Origin of the sequence: Dietzia massiliensis, from assembly GCF_018390595.1 — a bacterium.
In the GTDB taxonomy this organism is placed as follows: Bacteria; Actinomycetota; Actinomycetes; order Mycobacteriales; family Mycobacteriaceae; genus Dietzia; species Dietzia massiliensis.
Map to the genome: position 1 here is coordinate 96,471 of NZ_JAHBAV010000001.1, position 19,831 is coordinate 116,301.

Below are 19,831 nucleotides of genomic sequence, written 5' to 3' on the forward strand. Positions count from 1 at the left end.
CTGGGCGCCATGCGTGCGATCCAGATCTCCCGACACGGCGGACCCGAGGTGCTCACTCCCGTGGAGGTCGACGTGCCGTCGCCCGGCCCGGGTGAGGTGCTCGTCCGTACCCGCGCCATCGGGGTCAACTACATCGACACCTACTTCCGCGAGGGCGTCTACGAGCGGGACCTGCCGTTCATCCCGGGCAGCGAGGGCGCGGGGGTGATCGAGGCGGTCGGCGAGGGCACGCCCGACCTGGTCGCCTGCGACCGGGTGGCCTGGTGCCAGGTGCCCGGGTCCTACGCCCAGTACGTCGTCGCCCCCGCCGAGTCGGTGGTCACCGTGCCGGAGGGGATCGACGACGACGTGGCGGCCTCGATGCTGTTGCAGGGGCTCACAGCGCACTATCTGATCACCGACACCCACCGGGCCTCGGCCGGCGATCACGTACTGATCACCGCCGGGGCGGGCGGCGTCGGCCAGCTCCTCATCCAGCTGGCGGTGGCCCACGGCTTCCGGGTGATCACGACGACCTCGACCGAGGAGAAGGCCGACCTCTGCCGCGATCTCGGGGCGCACCACGTGCTGCTCTACCCGGAGGCGACGCCGGAGAAGGTGCGCGGGTTGGCGGACGGGGGCGTCGCCGCCGTCTTCGACGGCGTGGGTAGGGACACCTTCGACGACAGTCTGGCGGTCCTCGCGCGGCGCGGCACGCTCGTGCTGTTCGGGGCGGCCAGCGGCCCGGTCCCGCCGGTGGACCCGCAGAGACTCAACGCGGCCGGTTCGGTGTTCCTCACCCGCCCGACCCTCGCGGATTACATCGCGACGACCGAGGAGTTCCGCGGCCGGGCCGGCGAGGTCCTCGAGGGGGTCGTCGACGGCGCGCTGCGGCTGTCGGTGGGGGCGACGTTCGGCCTGTCGGAGGCCGCGGAGGCGCACCGCGCACTGCAGGAGCGGCGGACGACGGGCTCGGTGACACTCGACCCCGAGCGCTGACCGCCGCCCGCCGGGCGCGGTCAGGCCAGCGGCAGGAGTTCCGCCACGGTCTGAAGCCCGAGCACCGCGTCGATGGACAGCGCTACGAAGACTCCGGCGAGGTAGTTGTTCGACAGGATGAACAGCTTGAGCGGCTTGACCTCGACGCCGCGGCGCACACCCGCCTCGAGACGGTGCGCCATGACGATGAACCACACGCCGAAGCCGATCGCGCCCGCCGCGTAGACCCAGCCCGCCGCGGGGATGAGCGCGAACGTGCACAGCACGGTGACCCACGTGTAGATGGTGATGCGGCGGGTCACGCCCTCGGGGCCCATGACCACGGGCAGCATCGGCACGCCGGCGGCCTTGTAGTCCTCCTTGTAGCGCATGGCGAGGGCCCACGTGTGCGGCGGCGTCCAGAAGAAGATGATGAGGAACAGCACGACCGCCTGCCACCAGTTATGGGGCTGACCGTCCGGCAGGTTGTCGGTGATGACGGCCCACGAGACGAAGACCGGCATGCAGCCCGCGGCGCCGCCCCAGACGACGTTCTGAGCGGTGCGGCGCTTGAGGATCATCGAGTACACGATTACGTAGAACAGGATCGTGATGAGGATGAAGAAGGCCGCGAGCCAGCTGTTGGCCAGGAGCCCCAGCCAGAGGATGCTGGCCGCGCCGAGCACCAGGCCGAAGACGAGCGCGGCCCGCGGGGTGATCGCGTGGCGCGCGAGCGGGCGGCGCTCGGTGCGCTTCATCACCTGGTCGATGTCGTAGTCGACGACCATGTTCAGCGAGTTCGCGCTCGCCGCGCCCATCCAGCCGCCGACGAGGGTGAGCAGGACCAGGGAGAGGTGGATGTTCCCACGGTCCGCTTGCAACAGGGCGGGGATCGCGGCGACGAGGAGCAACTCGATGACCCGCGGCTTGGTGAGGGCGATGTACGCCATCACCACGTCGACAACACGGGCCCGCCCGCTCGCCGGAGCCGGCCGCCCCGTGGACTCTGGAGGGGAGACTGATGGCCCCCCACTCCGGGTCGGGGTGGAATCGTGCACCGGAACTCCTCGCAGCAGACGTCAACGCACTACCGAGCCGATACTACGTCCCCCCTGCGCGGTCCGCGAAAGAGCGGGGGCGGGGACGGTACGCCCCGCCGTGGCGGCGACCACTAAGGTGGTTCACGACATACGCGCGGATCCGCGCCGCACCCTCAGACCCGGGAGAACCACAAGTGACCAGCGCGTCGGAGATCACCGAGCTCACCACCGCCCGCCACCCATCCGACTGGACCGAACTGGACACCCGTGCAGTGGACACCGCGCGCGTCCTCGCCGCCGAGGCCGTGCAGAAGTGCGGCAGTGGTCACCCGGGCACGGCGATGAGCCTCGCCCCGCTTGCGTACACGCTCTACCAGCGCATCATGCGGCACGACCCGTCCGATCCGACGTGGGTGGGACGGGACCGGTTCATCCTGTCCTGCGGGCACACCTCGCTCACGCAGTACATCCAGCTGTACCTCGCGGGTTTCGGCCTCGAGCTCGAGGATCTCAAGGCCCTGCGCACCTGGGGCTCCAAGACCCCCGGCCACCCCGAGTGGCGGCACACCGACGGGGTCGAGATCACCACCGGCCCGCTCGGACAGGGACTGGCCTCCGCGGTCGGTATGGCGATGGCGGCCCGCTACGAGCGCGGGCTGTTCGACCCGGACACCCCCGCCGGCAAGAGCCCGTTCGACCACTTCATCTACGTGATCGCCTCCGACGGCGACATCCAGGAGGGCGTCACGGCCGAGGCCGCCTCGCTCGCGGGCACGCAGCAGCTCGGCAACCTCATCGCCATCTACGACGACAACGAGATCTCGATCGAGGACGACACCAAGATCGCGTTCAATGAGGATGTCGCGGCCCGCTACGAGGCGTATGGCTGGCACGTGCAGACGGTGAACGGCGGTGAGGACGTGGCCGCCATCGAGGAGGCGATCGCCGACGCGCGCGCCGTCACGGACAAGCCCTCGATCATCGTCCTGCGCACGATCATCGCCTACCCGGCGCCCAACGCGATGAACACGGGCGCCGCGCACGGTGCCGCGCTCGGCCAGGACGAGGTCGACGCCGTCAAGGAGGCGCTCGGCATGGCCGGCACGGAGCCGTTCACCGTCGAGGACGAGGTGATCGCCCACACCCGCGCGGCCCGCGACCGCGGCGCCCGCGTCCACGCTCAGTGGAGCGACATGTTCCACGCGTGGGCGGAGGCGAACCCGGAGCGCAAGGCACTGTTCGACAGGCTGTACTCGGGTCAGCTCCCCGAGGGCTGGGACGCGGACCTGCCCACCTGGGAGGCCGATCCCAAGGGCGTCGCCACCCGCAAGGCCTCCGCCGAGGCCATCCAGGCCCTCGCGGCCACGCTTCCGGAGCTGTGGGGCGGTTCCGCCGACCTCGCGGGCTCCAACAACACCCCCATCAAGGGCGCGGACTCGTTCGGCCCCGCGTCGATCACCACCGCCACGTGGACCGCCTCCCCCTATGGGCGGAACCTGCACTTCGGTGTCCGTGAGCACGCGATGGGCGCGATCCTCAACGGCATCGCACTGCACGGTCCGACCCGCCCGTACGGCGGGACGTTCCTCATCTTCAGTGAGTACATGCGGCCGGCCGTCCGGCTGGCCGCGCTCCAGGGCAGCAACGCGTACTACGTGTGGACCCACGACTCGATCGGTCTGGGCGAGGACGGCCCGACCCACCAGCCGGTCGAGCAGCTCGCCGCGCTGCGGGCCATCCCGGGACTGGCGGTCCTCCGTCCTGCGGACGCCAACGAGACCGCCGCCGCCTGGCGGGCGATGCTCGAGGCGCTCGACGGGCCCAAGGGGCTGTGCCTGACCCGGCAGAACGTGCCCGTGCTCGAGGGCACCGCGCAGCTCGCCCGTGAGGGTGTCGAGCGGGGCGGCTACGTCCTCGCCGAGGCGTCGACGGGTACCCCCGAGGTGATCCTCCTCGGTACCGGGTCCGAGGTCCAGCTGGCCGTGGCCGCGAGGGAGACCCTCGAGGCCGAGGGCGTGCCCACGCGAGTGGTTTCCATGCCCTGTGTCGAGTTCTTCGACCAGCAGGACGCCGAGTACCGCGAGTCGGTCCTCCCGCGTGCCGTGCGTGCCCGGGTCTCGGTCGAGGCCGGCATCGCGATGCCGTGGCACCGGTTCCTCGGAGACGCCGGCCGGGCCGTCTCGCTCGAGCACTTCGGCGCCTCCGCGCCCTACGAGACCTTGTTCACCGAGTTCGGGATCACCGCCGACGCGGTGGTCTCCGCCGCCCGCGAGTCGCTCGCGGCCGTTGCCGGGGAGGCATGATGACCAACGCCAATCTCGCCGCTTTCAGTGCCGCCGGGGTCTCCGTGTGGCTCGACGACCTGTCCCGTCAGCTCCTCGCCTCCGGTGAGCTCGAGAAGCGGATGGCGGAATACTCGATCGTGGGCGTGACCACCAACCCGGCGATCTTCCAGTCGGCGCTGGCGGATTCGTCGGCGTACGAGGGCGCGCTCACCGAGGCGGTGCGTGAGGACCGCGAACTCGCCTCCGTGATCCGGGCGCTCACCACCGCGGACGTCCGGGACGCCTGTGACCTGCTGGCGCCGACCTATCGGGCGACCGACGGCGTGGACGGTCGCGTCTCGCTCGAGGTGGACCCGGGCCTCGCACACGACACGGCGGAGACCGTCCAGCAGGCGGTCGAGCTGTCCGCCGCGGTCGACCGGCCCAACGTGATGATCAAGATCCCCGCCACCGCGGCGGGACTGCCGGCGATCACCGACGTCATCGGCAAGGGCATCGACGTCAACGTCACGCTGATCTTCTCGGTGGATCAGTACCGGAAGGTCGCGGAGGCGTACCTCACCGGCCTCGAGCAGGCCGTGGCCGCCGGGCACGATCTGTCGTCGATCCACTCCGTGGCGTCGGTGTTCGTCTCCCGTCTGGACACCGAGATCGACTCGCGCCTGCCGGAGTCGTCGGAACTGCGCGGTCAGGCCGGGCTCGCGAACGCCCGCCTGTGCCAGGAGGTCTACGACGAGGTCTTCGACCCCGCCGGCCGCTTCGGCGAGTTGGCGGATCGCGGAGCCCGGCCGCAGCGACTGCTCTGGGCCTCCACGGGAGTCAAGGATCCGGCGTACCCCGACACGCTGTATGTGACGGGCCTGGTGACGCACGGGACCGTCAACACGATGCCCTTCGCGACGATGCAGGCGTTCGCAGACCACGGGGTGGTCGAGGGTGACACGGTGCGGGGCACCGCCGAGGCCTCCCGTGCCACCCTCGACGCGCTGCGTGCGGAGGGCATCGACCTGGACGAGGTGTTCGCGCTGCTCGAGCGCCAGGGCGTGGAGAAGTTCGTCACCGCCTGGGACGACCTGCTGGACACGGTGAGGGCGCGGATCGACGAGATCCCGTCGGATTCGTGACCGACCCCGACCGTCTGGACACGTCCGGCGCCGACACCTCGACCGGGGCCCCGGAGGGCTGGGTCAACCCGCTCCGGGACCCCCGCGACCGGCGGCTGCCGCGTATCGCCGGGCCCTCCGGCCTGGTGATCTTCGGCGTCACCGGTGACCTGTCCAAGAAGAAGCTCATCCCGGCGATCTACGACCTGGCCAACCGCGGTCTGCTCCCGCCGGGGTTCTCCCTCATCGGGTTCGGTCGGCGTAAGTGGGCGCACGAGGAGTTCGCGGCGTTCGCCCGCGAACAGGCCCGCGAGCGCTGCCGGACACAGTTCCGTGAGGACGTGTGGGAGCAGCTCGCCGCGGGACTGAGGTTCGTGACCGGGACCTTCGACGACGACGAGGGCTTCGACCGCCTGGCGGACCAGCTGGTCGCGCTCGAGGCGGAGCGGGGCACGGCCGGCAACTACGCGTTCTACCTGTCGATCCCCCCGGATGACTTCCCGACCGTGTGCCGGCACCTCGATCGCACCGGGTGCACGCGGGGCCCCGAGGGGTCCTGGCGCCGGGTGGTCATCGAGAAGCCCTTCGGTCATGACCTGGCCAGTGCGCGCGAGCTCAACGCGGTCGTGGGTGCGGTGTTCCCCGAGGACTCGGTGTTCCGTATCGACCACTACCTCGGCAAGGAGACGGTCCAGAACATCCTGGCGCTGCGCTTCGCCAACCAGCTCTTCGAGCCGGTGTGGAACGCCAATCACGTCGACCACGTCCAGATCACGATGGCCGAGGACATCGGTCTCGGCGGGCGGGCCGGCTACTACGACGGCATCGGTGCCGCGCGCGACGTCATCCAGAACCACCTCATCCAGCTGATGGCGCTGGTGGCGATGGAGGAGCCGACCGATTTCTCCGCGGCCGCGCTGCGCACGGAGAAGACCAAGGTCCTCGAGTCCACCTCGTTGGCGTTGCCGATCTCCGAGACCGCCGCGCGTGGTCAGTACGCCGGCGGTTGGCAGGGCTCCGAGCAGGTCGTCGGGTTGAAGGACGAGGAGGGCTACGACCCGTCCTCGACGACCGAGACCTACGCGGCCATCACCCTGGAGGTCCACAACCGACGGTGGGCGGGCGTCCCGTTCTACCTGCGCACCGGTAAGCGCCTGGGGCGCCGCGTCACCGAGATCGCGGTCGTCTTCCGGCGCGCCCCGCACCTGCCGTTCGACGCCACGATGACACAGGAACTGGGGCAGAACGCCCTCGTGATCCGCGTCCAGCCGGACGAGGGGGTCACCCTGCGGTTCGGGTCGAAGGTGCCGGGGACGGCGATGGAGGTCCGGGACGTCAACATGGACTTCGCCTACGGCGAGGCGTTCACCGAATCCTCGCCCGAGGCGTACGAGCGGCTCATCCTCGACGTGCTGCTGGGCGAGCCGTCCCTCTTCCCCGTCTCGCGTGAGGTGGAGCTGAGCTGGCAACTGCTCGACCCGGTCCTGCGTGAGTGGGAGTCCGAGGGCCAACCGGAGCAGTACCAGGCGGGCACCTGGGGTCCCAGGGGTGCCGACGAGATCCTGGCCCGCAGCGGCCGCGCATGGAGGCGACCGTGATCATCGACCTACCCGACACCTCGACCCGCGCAATCGCCAAGAAGCTCGTGCAGATCCGCGAGGAGGCGGGCCTGAGCACTATCGGCCGCGTTCTCACGCTCATCGTCATCACGGATCACGTCCGTGGCAGCGAATCGGCGATCGACGCGGCGAACGAGGCCAGCCGGGAGCATCCGTGCCGCGTCATTGTGGTGATCCGGGGGCGGCGCGCTGACGCCGATCGGCTGGACGGCCAGATCCGAGTCGGCGGCGACGCCGGCGCGGCGGAGGTCGTCGTGTTGCGCACGTCCGGCGCGATGGCGTCGCAGTCGGCGTCCCTCGTGACGCCGCTGCTGCTGCCCGACACCCCGCTCGCGGTGTGGTGGCCCCGCCACTCCCCGACCCTGCTGTCCGAGGACCGCGTGGGTCGGCTCGCCCGGCGCCGCATCGTCGACTCGGACGCCGAGGGGCATCCGACCGACGCCCTGGCCAAGCGAGCGGCCGGGTACTCCCCCGGCGACACGGATCTGGCGTGGGCGCGCATCACCCACTGGCGGTCGCTCCTGGCCGCGACCCTCGACCGACCTCCTTTCGAGCCGATCACCGGCGCCACCGTGTGCGGCCCGGAGCGTGCGGCGTCGGTCGATCTCGCCGGCGGGTGGCTCGCGTCCCGACTGGGGATCGATGTTCTGCGCGCGGTCGGGCCGAGGATGGTCGTGCTGGAGCGGGCCTCCGGATCCATCGTCATCGAGCAGGTCAGCGCAACCTCCGCGGAGCTGCGTATCACCGGGCAGTCCCCCACGCGGGTCGCTCTCGTGGGCCGGAGTGTGGCCGACTGTCTGGCGGAGGAGTTGCGCCGCATGGACACTGATGGTGTGTACGCGGACGCGCTGGCCAACCATGATCGGGTTATCTACACCTCGGCGTCGGTTCGCTGAGCCGGGTCGGCAAAGGCCGGCGCCCGCGTCCGTTATCACCCCACCATCACGACAGGAGCGTCGATGTCAGTCAGCCGTCATCTCGTCCATGAGGACGCGGAGTCCCTCGCTGAGGCCGCCGCACTCGCCGCGGCCGGGCACCTCAACGAACGCATCGCCGCGTCCGGCCGGGCGACCCTCTCCCTGACCGGTGGTTCGGTGGGCGTGAAGACGGCCGCCGCCCTCGCCGGGACCGAGGTCGACTGGAGTCGGGTCACGATCTTCCTCGGGGATGAGCGCTTCGTCCCGGCCGATCACCCCGAGCGCAACGACGGACAGCTCGCCGAGGCCCTGCTCGATGCCATCGGCGACCGGGCGACCGTCCATCGCTGGCCGGCTCGCGGCGACGAGTTCGACGACGTCGACGCCGCTGCGGAGGCGTTCCTCGCCGAGGTGAACCTGCCCGGTGGCGACGAGCCGTTGTTCGACGTGACCCTCCTCGGGATGGGGCCGGAGGGACACATCGACTCCCTCTTCCCGCACACCCCGGCGATCGCCGAGACCGACCGGCTGGCGGTGGGCGTCCGCGACTGTCCGAAGCCGCCGCCGGAGCGACTCACGTTCACGCTGCCGGCGGTGCGCAGGTCCCGGCATGTCATCGTCGTGGCCACCGGAGACGGGAAGGCCGAGGCGGTCGCGAAGGGTCTGGGTGGCGCCGATCCGGCGGACTGGCCGGTCGCCGGGGCCGTCGGCACCGAGTCCACGACCTACCACCTCGATGGGCCCGCCGCCTCGCTGGTGAGCTGACGCCGGCCCTGCGCCGCAGAGCCGGCCCGGCACTGCTCGTCGGCCCGGCGCCACGGAGTCGGCCCGGCGCCACGTCGGATCACCCGGTACGACGAAGCGGGGTGCGCGCCCTCCCTCATGGGAGAGCGCGCACCCCGTTTCGCGCGTATGGGCCCCGAGCGGGGATCAGCCGAAGCGGACGAGCAGGCCGACGGCGATGATCGCGATCACCCAGAGGACCGCGACGACCACGGTGACCCGGTCGAGGTTGCGCTCGACGACGCTCGAGCCCGACAGGCTCGACTGGACACCGCCACCGAACAGCGAGGACAGGCCGCCGCCCTTGCCGCGGTGCAGCAGGATGAACAGCATCAGCAGCAGGCTGGTGATGATGAGGAAGATATCCAGGGCGAGCTTCATGTAGGGATCGTGCCTCACGTCAGGTCGGGCGGTCGGGTGCGACCGCTACAGACTACCCGGTCGGGCGTCCGCGGTTGATCCCGGCGTGCCGGGCCGACGAGGGCCCGACCCGCCGGGGGCTGGAACGGATCAGGGCAGCGGGCCGCCGGCGGCGATCGCGCACAGCTGAGCGAACTCGTCGGGCTTGAGCGACGCCCCGCCCACCAGACCGCCGTCGACGTCGGACTGCTCGAGCAGCTCGCCGACGTTCGAGGCGTTGACGCTGCCGCCGTACAGCACGCGCATCGACTCGGCCGTCTCGGCGTCGGCGAGCTCGGCCAGCGCCGAACGGATCGCCGCGCACACCTCCTGCGCGTCGGCGGCGGAGGCGGTCTTGCCGGTTCCGATCGCCCACACCGGCTCGTACGCGATGACCGTGGAGGCCAACTGCGCGGTCGTCAGACCCTCCAGTGAACCCTTGAGCTGGTTCACCACGAAGTCCACGTGGTCACCGGCCTCGCGGACCTCGAGCTTCTCCCCCACGCAGACGATCGGGGTCAGGCCGTGACGGTGGGCGGCTGCGGCCTTGGCCGCCACCAGTTCATCGGTCTCGGCGTGGTAGTCGCGGCGCTCGGAGTGGCCCACGACGACATAGGTGCAGCCGAGCTTCGCGAGCATGGAGGCCGAGATCTCACCGGTGTAGGCGCCGGACTCGTGAACCGAGACGTCCTGGGCGCCGTAGGCGAAGCCCAGCTTGTCTCCCTCGATGACGATCTGGACGCCGCGGATGTCGGTGAACGGCGGGATGAACGCCACGTCGACCTTCTCGAGGTACTTCTCCGGGAGGGAGAAGGCGACCTTCTGCACGAGCGCGATCGCCTCGAGGTGGTTGAGGTTCATCTTCCAGTTGCCGGCGATGAGCGGGGTGCGTGCCATGTTCTCTCCTTGTGGTTCCTGGGTGTCCGGGTCAGTTGCCGCGCTCGAGGGCGGTGACGCCGGGCAGTTCCTTGCCCTCCAGGTACTCCAGCGAGGCGCCGCCGCCGGTGGAGATGTGGGAGAAGTTCTCCTCGCCGAGCCCCAGGGTGCGCACGGCGGCCGCCGAGTCGCCGCCGCCGACGACGGAGAACGCGCCGGCGGAGGTCGCGGTGATGATCGCCTCGGCGACGCCGCGGGTGCCGGCGGAGAAGGCCTCGAACTCGAACACGCCCATCGGCCCGTTCCAGAACACGGTCTTGGCCGAGGTGAGCTTCTCGGCGAAGGCGGCGACCGACTCGGGGCCGATGTCGAGGCCCATCTTGCCCTCGGGGATCGCGTCGGCCGGGACCGTGGTGTGAGGGGCGTCGGCGGCGAAACCGTCGGCGGCGACGACGTCCACGGGAAGCGTGATGACGTCGCCGTACTTGGCCAACAGGTCCTTGCAGGTGTCGATCATCTCCTCCTGCAGCAGCGAGGAGCCCACGCCGTGACCCTGCGCGGCGAGGAAGGTGAAGCACATGCCGCCGCCGATGACGAGGGTGTCGACCTTCGGCGCCAGCGCCTCGATCACGGCGAGCTTGTCCGAGACCTTGGATCCACCGAGGACCACCGCGTACGGACGCTTCGGGTCACCGGTGAGGTCGGCGAGCACGTCGACCTCGCTCTGCACGAGGTCGCCCGCGTAGGCCGGCAGGAGCTTGGCGACGTCGTAGACGGAGGCCTGGGCGCGGTGGACCACGCCGAAGCCGTTGGAGACGAACGCGCCGTCCTCGCCCACCAGGCTCGCGAGTTCCGCGGCGAACGCGGCGCGCTCCGACTCGTCCTTGCTCGTCTCGCGGGGATCGAAGCGGACGTTCTCGACCAGCAGGACGTCGCCGTCGGTCAGGCCGTTGGCCCGCTCGCGCGCGTCCGGGCCCACCACGTCACCGGCGAGCTGGACGTACCGTCCCAGCTCGTCGCCCAGCTTTTCCGCCACGGGCGCGAGGGAGAACTCGGGATCGGCCTCGCCCTTGGGGCGGCCGAGATGGGCGGTGATCACTAGTGCCGCGCCCGCGTCGAGGAGCGCGTTGAGCGTGGGCAGCGAGGCGGTGATGCGACCGGCGTCGGTGATGGTCTTCCCGTCGAGCGGGACGTTGAGGTCGCAGCGGACGAGGATCTTGCGGCCCTCTACGCCGGCGTCGAGCAGGTCGGAGAGCGTGCTCACGGCCATGTGGTGGAACTCCTGTCGGAAGAACTGTCGGTGGGTCACCGGGTGGGTGGGCTGACCGTGCGGCGCCGGTCGATGTGCGCCGGGCCCGGCCGGGACGCTCGCGGCGTCCCCGGACCGGGCCCGGTGGTGGTACGGGTGTCGTCAGGCCCTGAAGGCTCTCAGAGCGACTTGCCGACCAGGCCGATGAGGTCGGCGAGGCGGTTGGAGTAGCCCCACTCGTTGTCGTACCAGGAGGCGATCTTGATCTGGCCGTCGATCGCCTTGGTCAGCGGCGCGTCGAAGATCGACGAGTGCGGATCGGTGACGATGTCAGAGGAGACGATCGGGTCCTCGGTGTACTTGAGGATGCCCTTCATCGGGCCCTCGGCGGCGGCCTTGACCGCGGCGTTGACCTCGTCGACCGAGGCCTTCTTCTCGAGCTCGACGGTGAGGTCGGTCAGGGAGCCGGTGGGCAGCGGGACGCGCACGGCGTAGCCGTCGAACTTGCCCTTGAGCTCGGGCAGCACCAGGGAGACGGCCTTGGCGGCACCGGTGGAGGTCGGGACCATGTTCAGCGCGGCGGCGCGGGCACGACGCGGGTCCTTGTGGGGCGCGTCCTGCAGGTTCTGGTCCTGGGTGTACGCGTGGATCGTGGTCATGAGGCCCTTGACGATGCCGAACTCGTCGGACAGGACCTTGGCCACGGGCGCGAGGCAGTTGGTGGTGCAGGAGGCGTTCGAGATGATCGTCTGCGAGCCGTCGTACTTGTCGTCGTTGACACCCATCACGATGGTGATGTCCTCGTCCGACGCGGGGGCCGAGATGATGACCTTCTTGGCGCCGCCCTCGAGGTGGCCGCGGGCCTTCTCGGCCGAGGTGAAGATGCCGGTGGACTCGACGACGACGTCGACGCCGTAGTCACCCCACGGGACGGAGGCGGGGCCCTCCTTGACGGCGAGCGCGCCGATCTTGGTCCCGCCGACCGTGATCGAGCTGTCGTCGTAGGTGACGTCCTTGCCGAGGCGACCGAGGATCGAGTCGTACTTGAGGAGGTGAGCGAGCATGTCGTTCGTGGTCAGGTCGTTGACGGCCACGATCTCGATGTCCGTCTTGCCCTCGGCCTTGAGAGCCTCCACCGCGCGGTAGAAGTTGCGGCCGATACGTCCGAATCCGTTGATGCCTACGCGCACGGTCACGTGATGTCTCCTTATTGGTGGTGCGAGAACGCTGGACGTCACCGGGGCCGGGTGGGGCCCGGGGACGTGACCCAGACTACCCGCCGGTGCCCGGCCCCGTGCAGGGTGTTCTGGGGGTCGATCAGGCGTCGTCGAGCATGTCCTCGGTCACCACGGACTCGGTGTCCGGGATGCCGAGCTCGGCGGCCTTGCGGTCCGCCATCGACAGCAGCCTCCGGATGCGCCCGGCGACGGCGTCCTTGGTCATCGGCGGATCGGCGAGCTGTCCGAGTTCCTCCAACGAGGACTGGCGGTGCTGGACGCGGAGCTCGCCGGCCGCGAGCAGGTGGTCCGGGACGTCCTCGGCGAGGATCTCCAGCGCCCGCTGGACGCGGGCGGCGGCGGCGACGGCTGCGCGGGCGGACCGACGGAGGTTGGCGTCGTCGAAGTTCGCCAAGCGGTTGGCGGTGGCGCGGACCTCGCCTCGCGAACGACGCTCCTCCCAGATGTCCCTGGTCGACGTGGCCCCGAGGCGGGCGAGCAGGACCCCGATCGCCTCCGCGTCGCGGATGACGACACGGTCCCCTCCCCGCACCTCGCGCGCCTTGGCGGTGACGCCGAGTCGGCGCGCGGTACCCACGAGCGCCATCGCCGCCTCCGCCCCGGGGGCGGTCACCTCGAGCGCCGACGAGCGACCGGGCTTGGTGAGCGACCCGTGCGCGAGGAACGCCCCCCGCCACGCGGCCTCGGCCGCCGCGACGGACCCGCCGACCACGGCCGCGGGGAGCCCGCGGACGGCCCGCCCGGCGTTGTCGATGAGCCCCAGCTGGCGCGCGAGGTCGGCACCCCGGTCGATGACGCGGAGGACGAATTTGCGGGCGGGCCGGCCGCCCGAGCCCCCGATCGGGTGGATCTCGCAGGTCACGGCGAAGAGGGCGTCGAGCTCGGCGGCGAGCCGGTCGGCGATCTCGCCGGAGTCGACCTCCGCCTCGATGACGAGCCGGCCGGAGAGGACCTGGAGCGTTCCGGCGAACCTCAACAGCGCGGCGACCTCGGCCCTCCTGGTCTCGGTGTTCCCGACGGGGACCCTCACCAGTTCGGACTTGACCTGTGCGGTCAGCGACACGCCCTGCTCCTTCGTTCTCCGGTCATCACCCCGCGCCCCCCGGCAGCGAGGCGGCGAGTGCCCTCGCCAGCGAGGCGGGGTCGTGGACAGCCCTCATGGTCCCATCCGAGCCGGTCTCGGCTATCTCCGCGGTCACCACGCGGGCACCCAGCCCGGCCGCCGCGCGCTCGAGGTGCTCGCGTTCGGTGGCGCTGAGCGGCATCCGCGGGTCCACGAGCAGGACGTCGACATCGACCCGTGGCGCGTGCTGGCGCAGGACGTGCAGGTGCTGCTCGGCGGAGAAGCCCGCCGTCTCCCCCGGCTGCGGGACGAGGTTGAGCACGAGGGCCTTGGTGGCGGCGGTCCGCGTGAGGGCCGCCGCGATCTCCGGCACGAGGACGTTGGGGATGACGCTGGTGAACCACGAGCCGGGGCCGAGCACGACGAGGTCTGCCCGGTCGATCGCCTCGACCACCCCGTCCGCGGCGGGCGGGGCGTCGGGGATCAGGCGCACCCGTCGGACGCTGCCCGGCGTGGTCGCCACGGCCACCTGCCCGATGATGGTGCGCACGACCCTCGGGTCGGCCTCGAGACCGACGACCTCGGCCGCGATGTCGAGGGCCACCGGGGACATGGGCAGGACCCGTCCCGTGACGCCGAGGATCGACCCGACCGCGTCGAGGGCCTCGATCGGGTCGCCGAGGAGTTCCCACAGTCCGGCGAAGACGAGGTTGCCGACGGCGTGGCCCGCCAGGGCCCCGGTCCCGCCGTAGCGGTGCTGGAAGAGCCTCGTGAGGCGGGCGTGCTCGTCGTCCTCACCGGCGAGGGCGCACAGCGCCATGCGCAGGTCACCGGGCGGGAGGATGCCGAGCTCGCGGCGCAGGCGTCCCGAGGAGCCCCCGTCGTCGGCGACGGTGACCACCGCGGTGACGTGGTCGGCGACGAGCCGACCGGCCTTCAGGGTCGCCGAGAGGCCGTGGCCGCCGCCGAGCGCGACGAGCGAGGGGATCCGCTTCGTGGGTTCCGTCATCGCCGGGTCACTCCCGTCCGAGGTCGCGGTGGCGGACGTGAACGTCGACCGCGTCCAGGCCGGTCAACCGGCCCGCGAGGGACTCGGAGATGGCCACGCTGCGGTGCTTGCCGCCGGTGCACCCCACGGCGATGGTCATGTACCGCTTGCCCTCGCGTCGGTAGCCGGTCATCGCGAGCCGGATCATCGTCACGGCGGCGCGCAGATACTCCTCGATGGACTCGTCCGCCAGGACGTAGTCCTGCACGGGCTTGTCGCGCCCGGTGTGGGGCTGGAGTTCGGGGATCCAGTGCGGGTTGGGCAGGAAGCGCATGTCGAGGAGCATGTCGACGTCCACCGGGACGCCGTACTTGAAGCCGAACGACTCGACGGTGAGGTGGAAGTCGAACCCGAGGTCGCCGAACGGGGTCTCCAGTCGGTGGCGCAGGTCGTGGACGCTGAGCGCGGTCGTGTCCACGACGACGTCGGCCCGTCCGCGCAGGACCTCGAGGGTCCTGCGTTCCCTGGTTATGCCGTCGATGAGCCCGCCGCCGGACTGCAGGGGGTGCGAGCGGCGCACGTTGTTGAACCGGTTCACCAGCGCCTCGTCGGAGGCGTCCAGGAACAGGATGCGGGACCGCTGCCGGCCGGCGAACAGCTCGAGCAGCTCACCCAGGTGCTCGTCGAAGCCGAGGCTGCGCGTGTCGGCGACGATCGCGAGCCTGCGGGGTTCGTCGTCCGAGTCGTCGAAACGGCCGAGGAACTCCCCCACGAAGGGCAGCGGGAGGTTGTCCACGACGTACCACCCGAACTCCTCGAGGACCTTCGAGGCGGTCCCCTTGCCGGCTCCCGACATGCCGCTGATCAGGAGGAGCTCACGCCCCGGGTCGTCGCCGTCGTCGTTCATCGTGTCACCTCGCGTCGTTCGTCTCGCCCGGCCCGGGCCGCCCCGCCGAGTCTTCCACGTCGGTGCCGTCCGCGTCCCCGGGCCCGGTATCGGTGTCGGTGTCGGTCGCCGGCTCCCCCGCCGCCCCGGCCCCGTCGTCGGGCCCGGTACCGACCGACCCGCCGTTTCCGAGCGTCGCGAGGATCGACGCCGCGACGCCGGGACCGATGCCGGGGACCGTGCACAGGTCCTCGACGGTGGCGGCGCGCAGCGCGGAGACGGTGGGGAACTTCTCGACCAGCGCCGCGCGGCGGGCGGGGCCGAGTCCGGGGACGTCGTCGAGTACGGAGGTGGTCATCCGCTTGGAGCGCGCGCCCCGGTGCGCGCGGATGGCGAACCGGTGGGCCTCGTCACGCAGGCGCTGGAGCAGGAACAGGCCCTCGCCGTGACGCGGGAAGATCACCGGGTACTCCTCGCCCGGCAGCCAGATCTCCTCGAGTCGCTTGGCGATGCCGATGACCGGGACGTCGGTGACGCCGAGCTCGGACAGCACCTCGGCGGCCGCCTCGACCTGCGGGCGCCCGCCGTCGACGACGAACAGCTGCGGCGGATAGGCGAACCGGCGGGCGGGCGGGGCCGCCTCCGGGTCGCCCGCCTCGTCGTCGACCGGTCCGTCCGTCTCGTCCGGGGTGAGCGCCGGGTCCTCGTGATGACGACGGAAGCGTCGGCGGGTGACCTCGGCGATGCTGGCCACGTCGTCCGAGTGGCCGTCCCCCGCGGCGTCGCGGATGCGGTACAGGCGGTAGTCGCTCTTACGGGGGATGCCGTCCTCGAACACCACGAGGGACGCCATGACGTCCGTGCCCTGGGTGTGCGAGATGTCCACGCACTCGATGCGCAGCGGCGCGGAGTCCAGCTCGAGGGTCTCCTGGATCTCCTGCAGGGCGGCGGAGCGCGCGGTGAGGTCGCCGCTGCGGCGCAGCTTGTGCTGGGTCAGGGCCTCGACGGCGTTGCGGTGGACCGTCTCGGCCAGGGCCCGCTTGTCCCCGCGCTGCGGGACCCGCAGCGAGACCCGGGAGCCGCGCAGGCCCGAGAGCCAGTCGGCGAGCTCGTCGGAGTCCTCGGGCAGGGCCGGTACCAGCACCTCGCGGGGCACGGCGGAGGCGATGTCACCGGACTCGGCGGCCTCGGCCAGGTCCGCCTCCCCGCCGTAGAACTGCGCGAGGTAGTCCGAGACCACGCCGGGGATCGCCCGGGCCGCGTCGAACTCGCCGTCCTCGTCGATCCCGTGCGCGTGCTCGACCACCCAGCCGCGCTGACCGCGGATACGTCCGCCGCGGACGTGGAAGACCTGGACAGAGACCTGGAGCTCGTCGACCTCGACGCCCACGACGTCGGCGTCGGTCCCGTCGCCCAGCACGACGGCCTGCTTCTCCATGGCCCGGCGCATCGCGCCGAGATCGTCGCGCAGCCTCGCGGCGCGCTCGAAGTCCAGATCGGCGGAGGCCTCCATCATCTGCTTCTCGATGCGCCGCATGATGGCGTCGGTCCGCCCGGCGAGGAAGTCGATGAGTTCATTGACGATCAGCCGGTGCTCGTCCGGGGTGACCCGGCCGATGCACGGGGCCGCGCACTTGTCGATGTAGCCGAGCAGGCAGGGCCGCCCGAGCTGGGCCTGACGCTTGTACACGCCGGCCGAACACGAGCGCACGGGGAACACCCGCTGCAGTGTGTCGAGGGTGTCGCGGATGGCCCACGCGTGGGAGTAGGGGCCGAAGTAGCGGGTGCCGGGCCGGCGGGGGCCGCGGTAGACGAACGCGCGCGGCACCTCCTCGCCGACGGTGACGGCGAGCATCGGGTAGGTCTTGTCGTCGCGGTAGCGGACGTTGAACCGCGGGTCGTACTTCTTGATCCACGTGTACTCGAGCTGCAGCGCCTCGACCTCGGTCGAGACGACGGTCCACTGCACGCCGGCGGCGGAGGTGACCATCTGCCGGGTGCGCGGGTGCAGCAGTGACAGATCGGCGAAGTACGAGCTCAGCCGACTGCGGAGGTTCTTGGCCTTGCCCACGTAGATGACGCGACCGTGCTCGTCACGGAAGCGGTACACCCCCGGCTCGGTGGGTATCGAGCCGGGGGCCGGGCGGTAGGAACGCGGGTCGGCCACGGCGCGTCAGCGGTCGGCGACGGTCTCGGGGTCGGCGGCCGAGGGCTTGTGAGCGCGGATGACCTCGCGCAGTCGCGACATGGCCTCGACGCCGTCCCGGCCGTCGAAGGACTGGATCGCCCAGATCCCCGCGTGTTCATAGGCCGGCAGTTCCAGCCGGGGCCAGTAGCTCGAGCGGGGGAAGGTCACGCCCACGATGTCCTCCCAGCCCCACCCCCGGGTCCGCAGGGGGCCGCGCAGCTCCACGCCCTGCTCTCCGGCGCGGACGCGGATGCGCAGAAGGGTGAGCAGGACGCCGGCGAAGATCAGGCCGGTGACGACGAAGGCCAGCTGGTCGGCGACGCCGATGGTGACGCCGGTGTCCCCGCGGACGAGGATGACGGCCCACACGACGTGGATGATGACGATGAGCACCGCCAGCGCGATGACGGTGGTGCGCATCCGGCGCGGGGTGTGCTCGAACTCCCAGGTGCCGTTCATCGGATGGTCCTCAGTTCGCGCAGGGCGATGGCGGCGCCGAGCGCGGCGGCCACCGCCTCCCCGCCCTTGTCCTCCGCTGCGCCCTCGTGGCCGTCGCGGTCGCGGGCCTGGTCCTCGTCCTCGGTGGTGAGGACGCCGTGGGCGACGGGCGTGGCCTCGTCGAGGGCGATCCGGGTGAGGCCGTCGGTCACCGAGCGGCAGACGTAGTCGAAGTGGGGCGTGGCGCCCCGGATGACGACGCCGAGCGCGACCACGGCGTCGTGGGTGCGCGCGAGCTCCTGCGCCACGACGGGCAGTTCCACGGCCCCGGTGACGCGAGCGAGGGTGACGGCCGCTCCGGAGGCCTCGGCGACGGCCAGTGCCCGGTCCACGAGCTGGGTGCAGATCTCCTGGTGCCATGTCGAGGCCACCACGCCGAGCCGCAGCCCGCGGGCGTCGGGGACGACCGGTTCAGGCCTTCCGCTGCCGCTCATCGCTGATCCTCTCCGTCCACGTCGGCGCCGGCCGGGCCGGCCGGCCCCTCGTCGAGCCCCTCGAGCAGGTGGCCCATACGGTCCCGTTTCGTGCGCAGGTACCTCAGGTTCTCGGGGGTCACCGCGGTGGGCATGGGCACCCTGGCCACCACCTCCACCCCACCGGCGCGCAGGGCGTCGGCCTTGGCGGGGTTGTTGGTCATGAGCCGGACCCGGGTGACCCCGAGGTCGCGCAGCATCTGCGCGGCGAGACTGAAGTCACGGGCGTCGGCGGGCAGGCCCAGGTCGAGGTTCGCGTCGACGGTGTCGCGGCCCGAGTCCTGGAGCTGGTAGGCGCGGAGTTTCTGGACGAGGCCGATCCCCCGGCCCTCGTGGCCCCGCATGTAGAGGACGATCCCGCGTCCCTCCTCGCATACGGCGGCGACCGCGGCGTCGAGCTGCGGCCCGCAGTCGCACCGCAGGGAGTGGAAGACGTCGCCGGTGAGGCACTCGGAGTGGATGCGGACCGCGACCGGCTCGTCGCCGGAGATGTCGCCGGCGACCATGGCCACGTGCTCGACGCCCTGGAGGGTGTCGCGGTAGCCGTGGGCGGTGAGGGTGCCGGCGGGGGTGGGCACGCGCGCCGCGGCCTCGTGGACCACCTGCACCTCGTGTGCACGCCGCCAGGCCTGGAGGGCCTCGATGGTCACCATCGCCAGGCCGTGCTCATCGGCGAAGCGCCGCAGCTCGGGGGTGCGGGCCATGGTCGTGGGGTCGTCCTCGGAGACGATCTCGCAGATCACGCCGGCGGGACGCAGTCCGGCCAGGCGGGCCAGGTCGACCGCGGCCTCGGTGTGTCCGGGCCGGGTGAGGACGCCGCCGGGCCGGGCGCGCAGGGGCACCACGTGGCCGGGGCGGGTGAAGTCGCCGGGGACGGTGTCGTCGGCGGCGAGCAGCCGCGCGGTGCGGGCGCGGTCGGCGGCGGAGATGCCGGTGGACACGCCGGTACGGGCGTCCACGGTCACGGTGTAGGCGGTGTCGTGGCGGTCCTCGTTGATGGCCCGCATCGGCGGCAGGTCCAGGCGGAGACAGTCCTCGGCCTCGAGCGCCACGCACACGTATCCGGAGGAGTACCGCACGAGGAATCCCATGAGTTCGGGGGTGGCGAGCTCGGCGGCGAAGATCAGGTCACCCTCGTTCTCGCGGTCCTCGCTGTCCACCACCACCACGGCCCGTCCCGCCGCGATGTCGGCGATGGCTCGCTCGATGCCGTCGAAGGTGGTCACTGCTGCGGGGTCTCCTCGTGTCTGACGAGCCCGGGCGTCGGCC

The 19,831-nt window shown here is 71.4% G+C and carries 18 protein-coding genes; 6 read left to right on the plus strand and 12 right to left on the minus strand.

Annotation, left to right across the window (positions count from 1 at the left end):
- Positions 1 to 9 precede the first annotated feature (9 nt).
- Positions 10 to 978 carry a quinone oxidoreductase family protein gene (locus tag KHA85_RS00395; protein WP_213184405.1) on the plus strand — a complete coding sequence of 323 codons (969 nt, stop codon included), beginning with the start codon at positions 10 to 12 and terminating at the stop codon, positions 976 to 978.
- Positions 979 to 998: 20 nt separating this feature from the next.
- Here KHA85_RS00395 and KHA85_RS00400 read toward each other — a convergent pair whose 3' ends face one another.
- A complete protein-coding gene (locus KHA85_RS00400; RefSeq protein ID WP_007628568.1) occupies positions 999 to 1,907 on the minus strand; it encodes a heme o synthase in 909 nt (302 codons plus the stop codon).
- A gap of 284 nt (positions 1,908 to 2,191) precedes the next feature.
- Here KHA85_RS00400 and tkt point away from each other — a divergent pair, with 284 nt between their 5' ends.
- From tkt to pgl, 5 genes are all read left to right on the plus strand, one after another.
- On the plus strand, positions 2,192 to 4,300 hold the full coding sequence (gene tkt / locus KHA85_RS00405; RefSeq protein WP_213184406.1) for a transketolase: 2,109 nt from the start codon (positions 2,192 to 2,194) through the stop codon (positions 4,298 to 4,300).
- Positions 4,297 to 5,406, plus strand: a complete 1,110-nt coding sequence (gene tal, locus KHA85_RS00410; protein WP_438802033.1) for a transaldolase — start codon at positions 4,297 to 4,299, stop codon at positions 5,404 to 5,406. The genes tkt and tal overlap by 4 nt, the downstream gene beginning before the upstream one ends.
- Entirely contained in the window at positions 5,403 to 6,983 is a 1,581-nt protein-coding gene (zwf, locus tag KHA85_RS00415; protein WP_438802034.1) for a glucose-6-phosphate dehydrogenase, read from the plus strand. Before tal ends, zwf begins: the two co-directional genes overlap by 4 nt.
- Positions 6,980 to 7,900, plus strand: coding sequence for a glucose-6-phosphate dehydrogenase assembly protein OpcA (locus tag KHA85_RS00420; RefSeq protein WP_311199433.1), 921 nt, complete (start codon positions 6,980 to 6,982; stop codon positions 7,898 to 7,900). The genes zwf and KHA85_RS00420 overlap by 4 nt, the downstream gene beginning before the upstream one ends.
- A gap of 63 nt (positions 7,901 to 7,963) precedes the next feature.
- Complete coding sequence (gene pgl / locus KHA85_RS00425; protein ID WP_213184408.1) at positions 7,964 to 8,686, plus strand: 6-phosphogluconolactonase; 723 nt, start codon at positions 7,964 to 7,966, stop codon at positions 8,684 to 8,686.
- Positions 8,687 to 8,851: 165 nt separating this feature from the next.
- On the opposite strand, the gene secG is transcribed toward pgl, so the two are convergent.
- The 11 genes from secG to KHA85_RS00480 form a co-directional block, all read right to left on the minus strand.
- A complete protein-coding gene (gene secG / locus KHA85_RS00430; protein WP_007628575.1) occupies positions 8,852 to 9,085 on the minus strand; it encodes a preprotein translocase subunit SecG in 234 nt (77 codons plus the stop codon).
- A gap of 129 nt (positions 9,086 to 9,214) precedes the next feature.
- Positions 9,215 to 10,000 (minus strand): triose-phosphate isomerase, encoded by a 786-nt coding sequence (gene tpiA / locus KHA85_RS00435; RefSeq protein WP_213184409.1) that lies wholly within the window; start codon positions 9,998 to 10,000, stop codon positions 9,215 to 9,217.
- A gap of 31 nt (positions 10,001 to 10,031) precedes the next feature.
- A complete protein-coding gene (locus KHA85_RS00440; RefSeq protein ID WP_007628578.1) occupies positions 10,032 to 11,249 on the minus strand; it encodes a phosphoglycerate kinase in 1,218 nt (405 codons plus the stop codon).
- Between the two features lie 158 nt (positions 11,250 to 11,407).
- A complete protein-coding gene (gap, locus tag KHA85_RS00445) occupies positions 11,408 to 12,424 on the minus strand; it encodes a type I glyceraldehyde-3-phosphate dehydrogenase (protein WP_213184410.1) in 1,017 nt (338 codons plus the stop codon).
- 121 nt (positions 12,425 to 12,545) lie between these two features.
- A complete protein-coding gene (gene whiA, locus KHA85_RS00450) occupies positions 12,546 to 13,529 on the minus strand; it encodes a DNA-binding protein WhiA (protein WP_213184411.1) in 984 nt (327 codons plus the stop codon).
- 25 nt (positions 13,530 to 13,554) lie between these two features.
- Positions 13,555 to 14,538 carry a gluconeogenesis factor YvcK family protein gene (locus KHA85_RS00455; RefSeq protein WP_213184412.1) on the minus strand — a complete coding sequence of 328 codons (984 nt, stop codon included), beginning with the start codon at positions 14,536 to 14,538 and terminating at the stop codon, positions 13,555 to 13,557.
- Positions 14,539 to 14,545: 7 nt separating this feature from the next.
- Positions 14,546 to 15,424 (minus strand): RNase adapter RapZ, encoded by an 879-nt coding sequence (gene rapZ / locus KHA85_RS00460; protein ID WP_213184413.1) that lies wholly within the window; start codon positions 15,422 to 15,424, stop codon positions 14,546 to 14,548.
- A 4-nt stretch (positions 15,425 to 15,428) separates the two neighbouring features.
- The gene (uvrC, locus tag KHA85_RS00465; RefSeq protein WP_082904581.1) at positions 15,429 to 17,570 is read right to left on the minus strand and encodes an excinuclease ABC subunit UvrC; all 2,142 of its coding nucleotides are present in this window, start codon (positions 17,568 to 17,570) and stop codon (positions 15,429 to 15,431) included.
- 6 nt (positions 17,571 to 17,576) lie between these two features.
- The gene (locus KHA85_RS00470; protein ID WP_213184414.1) at positions 17,577 to 18,050 is read right to left on the minus strand and encodes a PH domain-containing protein; all 474 of its coding nucleotides are present in this window, start codon (positions 18,048 to 18,050) and stop codon (positions 17,577 to 17,579) included.
- Positions 18,047 to 18,523 (minus strand): 6,7-dimethyl-8-ribityllumazine synthase, encoded by a 477-nt coding sequence (gene ribH / locus KHA85_RS00475; RefSeq protein WP_213184415.1) that lies wholly within the window; start codon positions 18,521 to 18,523, stop codon positions 18,047 to 18,049. Before ribH ends, KHA85_RS00470 begins: the two co-directional genes overlap by 4 nt.
- Positions 18,520 to 19,788 (minus strand): bifunctional 3,4-dihydroxy-2-butanone-4-phosphate synthase/GTP cyclohydrolase II, encoded by a 1,269-nt coding sequence (locus tag KHA85_RS00480; RefSeq protein WP_213184416.1) that lies wholly within the window; start codon positions 19,786 to 19,788, stop codon positions 18,520 to 18,522. The genes ribH and KHA85_RS00480 overlap by 4 nt, the downstream gene beginning before the upstream one ends.
- Positions 19,789 to 19,831: the final 43 nt, after the last annotated feature.

Coding starts and splice junctions, on each gene's coding strand:
- KHA85_RS00395 (WP_213184405.1), top strand. CDS start 10: ATGCGTGCGATCCAGATCTCCCGACACGGCGGACCCGAGGTGCTCACT.
- KHA85_RS00400 (WP_007628568.1), bottom strand. CDS start 1,907: ATGGCGTACATCGCCCTCACCAAGCCGCGGGTCATCGAGTTGCTCCTC.
- tal (WP_438802033.1), top strand. CDS start 4,297: ATGATGACCAACGCCAATCTCGCCGCTTTCAGTGCCGCCGGGGTCTCC.
- pgl (WP_213184408.1), top strand. CDS start 7,964: ATGTCAGTCAGCCGTCATCTCGTCCATGAGGACGCGGAGTCCCTCGCT.
- secG (WP_007628575.1), bottom strand. CDS start 9,085: ATGAAGCTCGCCCTGGATATCTTCCTCATCATCACCAGCCTGCTGCTG.
- tpiA (WP_213184409.1), bottom strand. CDS start 10,000: ATGGCACGCACCCCGCTCATCGCCGGCAACTGGAAGATGAACCTCAAC.
- KHA85_RS00440 (WP_007628578.1), bottom strand. CDS start 11,249: ATGGCCGTGAGCACGCTCTCCGACCTGCTCGACGCCGGCGTAGAGGGC.
- KHA85_RS00455 (WP_213184412.1), bottom strand. CDS start 14,538: ATGACGGAACCCACGAAGCGGATCCCCTCGCTCGTCGCGCTCGGCGGC.
- rapZ (WP_213184413.1), bottom strand. CDS start 15,424: ATGAACGACGACGGCGACGACCCGGGGCGTGAGCTCCTCCTGATCAGC.
- KHA85_RS00470 (WP_213184414.1), bottom strand. CDS start 18,050: ATGAACGGCACCTGGGAGTTCGAGCACACCCCGCGCCGGATGCGCACC.
- ribH (WP_213184415.1), bottom strand. CDS start 18,523: ATGAGCGGCAGCGGAAGGCCTGAACCGGTCGTCCCCGACGCCCGCGGG.